Here is a 10,703-nt window from a genome sequence, read left to right on the forward strand (position 1 = left end):
CGCTCAATAAGACAGCGTGGTCGTCATGAAGAACCCGCGCGCGCGTTCGTCGCCGCTGATCTTCATGCGATATTGCAATGAGACTTCCACGTAGGAACGCGGCGCGTGATAGGCATCTTCGCGGAACCAGTATCGCAGATTGACGCCCGGACCGATGCCGGTCGCGCTGCGTTGTTGATTCAGCGAGTTGTAGTCGGTATTGAGTGTCAGATGCGGAAACACCACCAGCCGCGGGTCCACCCCGTCGAGGCGGAAGCTGCGCCCCGCCTGCAGCGAAGCCAGCCCATAAGTCTGCGGATGCTGCAGATAGTGGCCGGCCTCGGCATACCATTGCGTGGTCCACCATGAGAGGCGGTCGACGCGCAAGTCGGTGCCGATACCGTCCGAATATGCCAGTTGGGCCAGCCAGTCGCTGCTCGCCTGCGATCCGATGGGGACCAGGCGGCCGAACGAGACCACCACGTTCTGGCTGCTCCACGGTTTCCAGCGCGCTCCCACGGTGGCTTGCGCCGTTTGCGTGCCGGTAGCGCCGCGGCTCTTATCCTGCAAAGTCTGGAACACGCGTCCGAATATTTCAACCGTGCTGCCGTTGCGGTAGCCGAACGGCCGCCAGTATGCTTCGGCTCCTGCTTGCAAGCTGCCGTTGTTGCCCGAGGCGCCGGGTTGCGCGCCTGCTGCGGCCGCGCTGCCCGCGCTGGGACCGCCGCCGCTGCGCGTAAGTGATGCGATGAAACCGAATTCGCGGTCGATGGTTGATACGGCGCGGCGTGTGTCGAATTGTTGTTGTGCGCTTTTGTTTGCAGGATTGGTGTCGTTGGCGGCATCGATGCTGCGCTTGAAATAAGCCAGCGCGCTGCGATCATCATGCGCCCGCGTTGCCGCGAAGGCGGCGTCGTCCAGCGCCTGGTCAGGAAGTTTTCCGGAGCGGTCAGCCTCGCTGAAAGCGGCATGTGCGGCCGCATCGTCGCCGGCGCTGCTGGCGAGATAGGCCAATTCCAGTGGACTCAGCTGATCCAACGCACCGGAGCGTCGCGCCTCATCGAAGACCTTGCGCGCTTCAGTGCGACGATTCAGATGCGCCAGCAAATCGATCTGCATTGTCGGCGGCAGGCCGCCCAACGCCAGCGCTTCAGCATAGTCCTGGCGTGCAGCGGCGGCTTTGCCCAATCGTTCACGGATTGCGCCGCGCTGCGCCAGAAGCACGGCATCCTGGCCTTGGCCTTGGCCTTGCGCCAACGCGTCGTTTGCAGCTTGTTCTGCTGCAGCGAAGTCGTTGGCATCGGTCAATGCATCCAGCAGCAACACGCGGTAGTCCCGATTCTGCGGTGCGGCCGCGATGGCCTTGCGCGCATGCATGGATGCTGCGACATAGTCCTTGCTGTCGAGCGCCTGGTAGGCCAGCGTCGCCTCGTCATAGCCGCGATCACGGGGAGGCTGGCCGGCCAATACCCGACAAGCTGCGGGGTTGGAGCAATCCAGCTCCGGCGTCGGCAGGTTACGCGCCAGCGTCGTGCGCGATTTCTGCGTGTCGGAAATGAAGCGCTGCACGTTGTCGCGTTCGTCATTGCCGGCTAGCGTGGCGGCCGATGAAAAGTCTTCGTTCGCTGCTGCATCTTTTCCCAGGCGCTGATAGGCGTAGCCACGCAGAAGGAGCGGTGCAGCTTGTGTCGCTTCGCGCGCATGTGCATCGGATGCTGCAACGATGGCCTCATCCCATTGCTCGCCGCGCAGCAACGCCACGATCAGCATCAACCGGTACGAGAGATTGCTGGGTGCATAGCCGACGGCGTCGCGGATGGCGGCGAGTTCGCCCGCGCCATCATCGTTGCGACGCGCATTGAATGCTTTCGCCGCGGCGCGGGCCGCGAGTTCACGTCGGACTTCTTCGCGACGCTGCCGCAGCGTCGTGTTGCCGACGACCTTGCCGGCGCCTTCATCCAGAGCGCGATCGGCATCTTCATAGCGATCGTCGGCGATCAGCGCATTGCCCAACAACAGCCAATAGGCAGTGTTGTCGGGCGCCTTATCCGCAGCATCGCGCGCCAGTCGCACCGCATTCCGATAGTCCTTGCGGCCATAAGCGGTGAAGGCGGCGTTGGCGTCCCGATAGCCGGCGTCGCGCACCGTGCTTGGCTTGTCGCGGGACCGGGTTTGCTCCTTCCGGATCTTTTGCAGTTGTTCACGCAGTGCGGCGACGTCGGGACGCAGCCGTATTGCTTCGCGCAATTGCGCTTCGGCGTGCCGGTAGTCGCCGCGCGCCGAAGCACGATAAGCGTCCTGCGCCAGTGCATAGGCCGGGCCGCTCAAGGGCAGCGGCACTACGCGCATTTGTGCATGGACTACCGCAGGCGCGAGCAGTATGGCCAGTGCGGCGCCAAGTCTGAATCTGTGGAGGGTCGTCATGCTGCCTGCCCGTCGTTGCGCTGGAACAAGCGGCGCTGTTCGCGTACGGCTTGTTCAATGGCGTCGCGTGAAATCACCGATTGCGCCACCAGGTAGTCGCCGATGCGACCGTGCCGGTCCGGCTGGTAGCGTTGCATCGCGGCGTCGAATACGGCGCGCGACAGCAGGCCACCGCCAATCAGCAGGTCGCCCAGTAGCGGCACCCCGGCTTCGGTTTGATTCTTGTCGAAAGCATTGTGCTGACCGTGCAGCAGGCGCAGGCCGGCCGCGATTTCCGATTCGCGCGCAACCATCGGAAACGGCGGCAGACCGAGTGCGGCTTCGAGTTCCGCGCGCGCCTCGTCGCTGAGCGCGCTGGCCACTGCAATGCGCGCCACATGGCGATCGCCGATGGTCTCTTCGCCGATGTACAGCGCGCGCAGGCGCGTGGCGATTTCGCCGGGCAGGGCGGGGGCGTGCTGCTCGACGGTGTCCTTGTCGAGTCGTACGCGCGGCAGGTTTTCCTGATAGGCGAGCGCCTCGGCCAGCGTTTCTTCGTCGAGCCAGCCGTGCGACACCATGACGGTGCCAAGTGGGAGATGGGTGCGACGTTGTTCTTCCAGTGCTCGTTCCAGCGTGGCGTCATCGACCGCCTGCCAGGTCTTGAGCAGGTCGCCGAGACGGCGACGCGGCACCGCCAATCGGTCTTCGCTCGGAAAATCATGCATGGTCTTGTCCCAGGCCAGTGCCTTGCCGGCAAACAGATACAGCAGGAACAGGCGCCATGCGCGCGCCACCGCCATGAAGTTGACGAAGTTCGACACCACCATGCGCGGCAGCGACATCAGCCCGTGCCGCCAGCCGTACAACTGCGCCGTGAAGTAATAACGATGCCCGAGGCGATTGACCATCGCCAGCGCATTGAGCAGCAGCACAGTGCGCCACCAGCCGTCGCCGGCCAGCAAGGGCGGGTAGAAAATCTGCCAGAGATGGAAAGAAGTCGCCGCCGAGAACAGCATGAACTGCAGCGCCAGCACATATGCCAGCATGCTGACGAAGGCGGTGACGATGCCCTTGCGATCACGCAGCAGCAAATAGCGCGCCGCCAGCGAACCCTTCCAGCCGATCTGCTCCCAGCTCTGCAAGCCGATGCCGAGCACCCAGCGCGCTTTCTGGCGATAGGCCTGGCGGAAGGTGTCGGGAAAATACTCGCGCACGCTGAGCGGTACTTCCAGCGAGTGCGTCTTGCCCGCACCATCGCTGAACCACGGCTTGCGCTGCACCGTGAACTGCACCGGGAAGCGCGCAAAGATGGTCTGCATGCCCATCTGTGACAGCCGCGTGCCGACTTCATAATCTTCGGTCAGGCTGGCGGTGTTGAACGGCTCGCCGCCGGTCTCCGCCTGCAGGCCGAGCAAGGCGCGACGTGAGAAGCAAGTGCCGACGCCGGCGGACGGCACCGAGCCGGCCACGCTTTCGCGCACCAGCATGTCCTTGGCATGGCTCTCAGCGAACTCGTCCATGTAGGTGCCCGCCACCAGTTCATACCATTCACGTTCGAGCGACGCCACCGGCAGCTGGATCATGTCCTTGCGCGGCAGCAGGTAGTTGAAGAATTTCAGCTCCAACGGATGCAGCACGTCTTCGCTGTCGTGCAACACCACGCCGGCGAATTCCATGTCGCGTGCACGCTCGTAAGCGAAGATCGCCTTGACCACCCAGTTGAGGCAGTCCGCTTTGCAGGTTGGTCCGGCGTGTGGTACCTCGACGCGATGCAATTGCTTGTAGCGTCCGCGCATGCGTTCGACCTGTTCGATGGTGGCGCGGTCGTTGACATAGGTGCCGACGAACACCACGTAACGGCGGTAGTCGAGTACCGCCACCATGTTTTCGATCATCTGCGCGATGACGTCGTATTCCAGCCAGGCCGGCACCATGATGGCGATCGGCTGTTCATCGCGTTCGCGCAGTTGCGCGACGGTCAGCGGCGTGGCCTTGCGTTCGATGGTGAATTTCCGGTACAGGCGGCGTGTCCAGTACCAGACGTCGAAGAAGAAATCGTCAGCGGCGGAAATCAGGATGACGATGGCCACCATCGCAGCCGAGATTTCCAGCGCGGCGTAATAATTCGCCGTCAGGAAATCCAGCTGGGCCGTGGCATTGGCGGTGCTGAACATAAGTCCTCGCTACCGTCAGGACGGGTCGTGCGGTGGCGTCGGCGTGTCGTCGCGCTCAGCGGTTTGCTTCTCTGCCTCCTGGCGCGCCAGGTGACGGCGACGCACGCGATTGGCCAGCACCAGCATCATGATGAACAAGGCGACGATGAACAATGGCACCGCCCACCACAACACGTCGGACACGTTCAGGCGCGGAGCATCCTGCACCGAGTCGCGGCCGGCAGTGTCGTCCGTATTGATCTCGGACAAGAGGCCGCTGCCGCTGACTGCAGCCACATTACCGCTTGAAAGCTGGAAGGGACGTTCCAGCACCGGCGCTTGCGGGCCGACGCTGCGATAGACCACGCCTTCCTTGCCGCCGACTTTCACCACTTCCAGCGCGCCGAAGCGATTGAGTCCGCTGACGTCGAGCAGGGGCTTGTGCGAGCTGTCGTTGAGGACCAGCGTGTTGCCGCTGACCTCGATCATGTGCTTGCTTTCCTTGAGCGGGACATCCAACGCCAGGAAATGATTTCCGGGAGAGATTTCCTTGCCGTCTTCCGCCACAACCAGCTTGCTGTTGGCCGGCGGCAAGCCGGTGCTGGCAGCCAGCATGATGACGTTTTGCAGCGTGCTGTCGGCATGTGCGAGGTAAGCCTGCGGCAGCACGATGTCGGCGCCGCCGGCGAAACGTCTGACCATGCCGGTGAAGTTGGCGTCGGTGCGTGCCTTGCCGAGCTTGAGGTGGCTCGACGCCAGCACGGCTACCGGGAATGCCTGCGGTGTCTCGCGGCAGTTGTCGCTCGATGGCTGACGCACGAAGGCGACCTTCAACTGGTTTTGCGCCGCCAGAGCATTCGCCGGAATCTTGGCGACAATCCGTTCGGGCCGTCCGTCGGCTTGCAGATGTTTCGCGCCCAGCAAGACGTCGTTGAGCGAGACCGATACCACCGGCGGAGTGCGTCCGGCGCCAGGAGCGGCCGAGACGTCGAGCACCAGTTCGGACGGCACGCGGCCGTCGCTGGCGACTTCGGCGATGTCGAACGAGGCGGTCCAGTCGGCACGGCTCATGACGTCGAAGCTGCCCGGGACGCCGCCCAGATTCTTGAGCAGGATGAAGGCTTCTTCGCTGTGCGGGCGATGCACGGCGCGCACGGTCAATGCCGGCGCACCGCTGATGTTGCGCCAGAAATTATCGAACAGGCCGGCGAAGTTTGCGCCCGCCTGCGGCGCCACCAGGATCACCGGACGGCCGAATGCCGACACCAGTCGCAACTCTTTCGGATCGAGGCCGGTAGTGTCCGGTTCAAGGCGCTTGCGCCATTCGCGGAAAGTATCGACCGCGTCCGGCGCAGTGCTGCGCAATTGTTCCTGCAAGGCATTCAAAGCTGTCGAGATGGCGTTGAGCAAGGCAGGATCACCGACCACGATGTCGCCGCGCAATTGCGCATCGGCGCCATTCTGACCAAGCGCCAGCAGCGCGCCGATCTCGGCCTGGTCCTTGAGCGTGTGGCGGCCACTGCCGGTGAGCGCCGCAAAGGCGGGAACGCTGCGCAGCGCGGCGGGTATATTCAGGCGGCCAAGGTCAATGCTGTCTCCGATCGCTGGCATGACGGTGACGGTGCTGTGCTTGCCGGCGCGCTCCAGAGCCACGCCGATGCGCCAGGCGGTGTCATACGACTGCGCCGACAGGTGCTTGCTGCCGACCATGATGGCCGTCACCGCCGGCAAGGCGCCCCAGGCGGTGCGCAGGTCAGCAATCGCCTTGCTGTCGTAGCGGTAGCTGAAGCTCGATTCCGGCGCCACGCGCAATACGTTTCCCGGTGTGCGTGGATCGGAGCAATTGGTCTGGCCCGCCAGCATCGTGGTCCAGTTCACACCGAGTTTGACGAAGCCGTTGGCGCGGGGCGCGCCATCGATGCCCAGCGTCATGCCGGCGTCGCCTTGATCGGCGGTCATGGAGCGCGCTGCGGCGGGATAGGTATCCACCGCCAGCACCATCGTGGTCCGTCCGCCGTCGGCGCGCAGATAACCGGCGCGCATGTTCAGGGCGGCGTCGGACAGCGGCACATTGGCGGGGACGGGAAGATAGATTTCGCGACTGCTGTCATTCGACGCAAGCACCAGCGGTGTGGTGAAGCCGAGACTGGAAAGCGTCTCCTTGCGCGTGATCCAGGTGTCGTCGCTGAGCTGGCGGAATGCTGCGGCGACACCGCCCGCGGGTGCGGAATATGCAGGAGAGGAAATCAGAAAAGGGGCGCATATCGGCATCAGCGAAATGGCGCGTAAGACCTGGCGAAGTATTGTTGTAGGACGGTCTGTATTCATGGGTTCCTGTGACGTGAAGTCTTGGCCGGAAACCGCGCAGCGACGGGGGTGTGCGGTTGTATCCCTTCAGCGGCGGGCGCTGCAGGCGGCTGGGCTATTTTTTGTACGACCTCCGCAGACAAGATTTGGTTGCAGAAAATCGTTTTGTTCAGAGTCGGTGATCTATTGCGGGCGAGATGCGGTGAGCGTGAAATCTCGGCGCAGGGGAGCAGTGCGCACACGTTCCTGCCCGTCGGTGAATTCTTCGACGCGATGACCCGACACCGCTGCCACGATGCGCGCCGATGCATTGCCGTCGCCATACGGATTGTGGCGACGCGAATAGCTTCGGCGCAGCGCGTCGTCGTTGAGCAGGGCCGATACCGCATGCACGATGTGCAAGGTGTGCGTGCCGACCAGTTGCACCGTGCCGGCTGCGACAGCTTCGGGTCGTTCGGTGACGTCGCGCATGACCAGCACCGGCTTACCTAGTGAGGGCGCCTCTTCCTGCACGCCGCCGGAGTCGGTGAGGATGATGTCCGCGCGCTGCATCAGCCGCACGAACTGAAGGTAATCGAGCGGCTCGATCAGGTGGATGTTGGCGCGGCCGGAAAGCGACTCCATCACCGGCCCCAGCACGCTGGGATTCAGATGCACCGGATAGACGATCTCAAGGTCGTTGCGCTGCGCCAGCGATGCCAGCGCGCTGCAGATGTTGCGAAATCCATCACCGAAATTCTCGCGTCGATGACCGGTGACCAGCAATACTTTGCGTCCGGGTCGCAGGGCCGGCAGCTGTGCGTCGATACGTGCACGCAGCGAGGCGTCGTCCTGCAGTTTCGCCACAGTCATGTGCAAGGCGTCAATCACGGTGTTGCCGGTGACGAAGATGCGGCCCTGCAAGGTTTCTTCGAGCAGGTTGCGTTGTGCCTGCAGAGTGGGAGCGAACATCATGTCGCTGACCACGTCGATGGTGCGGCGATTCATTTCCTCCGGGCACGGTTGCGTGAGGTCGCGCGTGCGCAGCCCGGCTTCCACATGTGCCACCGGGATGCGACGATGAAACGCGGCCAGCGCCGCGACCATGGCCGTGGTGGTGTCACCGTGCACCAGCACGCGATCGGGCTGCGCCTGCTCCAGCAAGCCGTCGAGGCCGCTGAACAGGCGCGAACTCAAACTGTTGAGCGTCTGATCGGGTTCCATCACATCCAGGTTGTGATCGGTCCGGATGTCGAACAAGGCAAGCACCTGCTGCAACATCTGTCGATGCTGGCCGGTAACGCATACCTGGGAATCGATGCCTGGTGCGGCTTGCAGTGCTTTCAGCAAGGGCGCCATTTTGATTGCTTCCGGTCGCGTACCGAAGATTGACATTATTTTTATGCAAGCTTGTCCGATGATTCTCTCCATTATGGTCAGGTTATCCCGTGACTTGTTTCCACGCGGATGAAACGCTGGTGGAACACGGGTGGGTAAGTGCGGCTGAGAACGAAGCAAGTCGGGCAAACATACAAAGTCGTATGTCGCTGAATAATGGAGTCGAAATTATTCGAATGGGTTCCGTGAAGCGGACGAGAAGGGGGAGAGCTTTGTATCGAAATGTAAAGGATGCTGCCGATGGGCAATCAATTCAGCATCACTTCCGTCAGAAAACAACGAGGATGTCAGCCGCCGCGCGCCTGGCCCATGCGATCGGCGATCTCATTCCATAGATGCATCGCGACGTAGGCGCGCCACGGCCGCCAGATTTCCGCGCGGGCTTTTTGGTGTGCAAGCTTGAGCAAGTGCGGATCGCGATCAACGATCGCCTGCATCAGCACAAGGTCGGAAGCCGGCCAGGCATCGGCATCGCGCCACGCGCGCATGGCGACGTATTCAACGGTCCACGGGCCGATGCCGGGCAAGCCGAGCAAGGCCTTGCGCAAGTCGGCCGTATCGACGTGAGGATCGTCTACCGGCACGTCGCCTTGCGCCACTGCATGGGCGAAACCCTGCAGCGCGGCGACGCGTTTGCCGGGCATGCCGATGGCCGTGAGGTCGACCGCAGCCAGCGCGTGCGGCGTCGGGAAGCGCCATGCGGTTGCGGCGTGCGGATGGCCTTCGATGCGTTCTCCGGCGCGTTCAACCAGACGGCCCACGATGGTGGTCGCCGCTTTCACGCTGACTTGCTGGCCGACGATGGTGCGCACGACCAGTTCGAATGCCGACCACGCGCCTGGAACGCGCAGGCCCGGCGCCGCCTTGAACAGCGGCGCCAGCCATGGATCGTTCGCGAGGTGTTTGCGGATGTGTTTGATGTCCGTCTGCAGGTCGAACATCCGGCTGAGCGGTGCGACCAGCGCGTCGGCGTGACGGCCGGCCTTGCCGTTGATCACGGCGACCAGGCAATCCTTGTCGGGGTGGCGCGACACGGCCAGTGCCCCCTGATCGCCTTTCCATTCGATGGCGCGCAGGTACACGCCACCTTCCACCGCTTCCACGCCGGCCGTCGCGCGTCCGCCGAAGAAGCGCAACAGACGCTCCCAGTCGAACGGCGGCTGGAACGGCAATTCACGGACTGCAGCGGCAGGTTGTTTGTTGGCGGGCATAGGGCGGGGCGAGAGAGTTTTGCGATGTTTCCGAAGAGGGGGGATGCACGATCATATATTGCTTCACCTGCGCCTACACGAGGAGGGGGGATTTTCTGATCGCGCCGCGACGGTGCTCCGCTTAATAATGACACGGCGCATATGTGTGCGCTTATCACCATCGGAGAGACAAGTGAACGCCACTAGCCAAGACGCCATCGCGTTACTGAAATCGGATCACAAGGAAGCCAAGGAACTGTTCGACGAATATGAAAAGAAAAAAGACCGCGCCAGCGACGAACAGAAAATGGACATCGCCCGGGAAGTCTGCGGAGCATTGCTGATTCACATGGAAATCGAGGAAAAGATTTTTTATCCGCGCATCCGTCAAAAGATCGACGACGACGATCTGATGAACGAAGCGGAAGTCGAGCACGAGGGTGCCAAAGACCTGATCCGCCAACTCGGCGAGTTGAAGCCCAGCGATCCGATGTTCGATGCGAAGATCAAGGTGCTGGGTGAGCAGATCGAACATCACGTCGAAGAAGAGGAAACTGAGATGTTCCCCAAGGCACGCAAATCCGGCGTCGATCTTGACGCTCTTGGCGCTGAATTGCTGGCAGCGAAGAACCAGATGCGCGTGGAGCATGGCTTGCCTGCAGTGCACGCATGAAGCGATTATTTCGCAGGCGTGCCTGATCAGTCATGACACAAGCGTTTTCCGAGCTTTTCGGTTTTTTGAAGTCCGCCCACGTGGCGGATTTTTTATGAAGTTGCAAGAAAGATAAAGACTACGGCACGTGCCTGTTTCATAGAAAATTTTTAATGCGCAGGAAACATTCTGATGGGTATAATGTTTTCAAAACAAAGACTTATTGTGATGCCGCGCAAGCGGATTTGTCCGGGGGGACAATCGATGATTTCATTTGCAACCGCGCCATTCCTGGGCGCAACGCTGGCCGCACTTGCATTGGTGCTGGCCGGCCTGGTGTTCATTTTTCAGCAAGTCATTGCCGAGCGACGCTACGTGCGCCTGCGTGCCGAGTATGAAGCGCGGCGAGCGGCGTATTTTGCAGCCGAGTTTACTGTTGCGCGAGAAGCGGGCGATGAACTACGCGTTGTCGACGAAAGCGTCGTGCGCTGCTGATGTCTCTTCAGTAATTTTCTCATGTAATTCCTTGGGGAAATCCCCCGCGGTTTGGCTTGCAATCCAAACCGGCTCGTCCGGCGCGAAGCAGTGCCTTACGCAACCCCGGCCTTGCCCCGCGCCCGTACTGGACGCGGATTCGAT

At 62.2% G+C, this 10,703-nt stretch carries 7 protein-coding genes; 2 read left to right on the plus strand and 5 right to left on the minus strand.

Annotated features, from left to right (window positions below):
* Window positions 1-3: 3 nt before the first annotated feature.
* From ACIROY_RS09965 to ACIROY_RS09985, 5 genes are all read right to left on the minus strand, one after another.
* The gene (locus ACIROY_RS09965; RefSeq protein ID WP_402341424.1) at window positions 4-2,403 is read right to left on the minus strand and encodes a tetratricopeptide repeat protein; all 2,400 of its coding nucleotides are present in this window, start codon (window positions 2,401-2,403) and stop codon (window positions 4-6) included.
* The gene (locus tag ACIROY_RS09970) at window positions 2,400-4,559 is read right to left on the minus strand and encodes a glycosyl transferase family protein (protein WP_402273693.1); all 2,160 of its coding nucleotides are present in this window, start codon (window positions 4,557-4,559) and stop codon (window positions 2,400-2,402) included. Before ACIROY_RS09970 ends, ACIROY_RS09965 begins: the two co-directional genes overlap by 4 nt.
* A 15-nt stretch (window positions 4,560-4,574) precedes the next feature.
* A complete protein-coding gene (locus ACIROY_RS09975; protein ID WP_402341426.1) occupies window positions 4,575-6,866 on the minus strand; it encodes a hypothetical protein in 2,292 nt (763 codons plus the stop codon).
* Between the two features lie 162 nt (window positions 6,867-7,028).
* Entirely contained in the window at window positions 7,029-8,219 is a 1,191-nt protein-coding gene (wecB, locus tag ACIROY_RS09980) for a non-hydrolyzing UDP-N-acetylglucosamine 2-epimerase (protein WP_402273689.1), read from the minus strand.
* Window positions 8,220-8,509: 290 nt separating this feature from the next.
* A complete protein-coding gene (locus ACIROY_RS09985; protein ID WP_402341428.1) occupies window positions 8,510-9,433 on the minus strand; it encodes a DNA-3-methyladenine glycosylase family protein in 924 nt (307 codons plus the stop codon).
* Window positions 9,434-9,605: 172 nt separating this feature from the next.
* On the opposite strand from ACIROY_RS09985, the gene ACIROY_RS09990 reads away from it, so the two are divergent.
* Together ACIROY_RS09990 and ACIROY_RS09995 are read left to right on the plus strand one after the other, a co-directional pair.
* The gene (locus tag ACIROY_RS09990) at window positions 9,606-10,085 is read left to right on the plus strand and encodes a hemerythrin domain-containing protein (RefSeq protein WP_402273684.1); all 480 of its coding nucleotides are present in this window, start codon (window positions 9,606-9,608) and stop codon (window positions 10,083-10,085) included.
* Window positions 10,086-10,256: 171 nt separating this feature from the next.
* Window positions 10,257-10,559, plus strand: a complete 303-nt coding sequence (locus ACIROY_RS09995) for a hypothetical protein (protein WP_402341430.1) — start codon at window positions 10,257-10,259, stop codon at window positions 10,557-10,559.
* The last annotated feature ends 144 nt before the right edge of the window (window positions 10,560-10,703 follow it).

The organism is Herbaspirillum sp. NPDC101396, assembly GCF_044767365.1.
GTDB lineage: Bacteria > Pseudomonadota > Gammaproteobacteria > Burkholderiales > Burkholderiaceae_D > Herbaspirillum.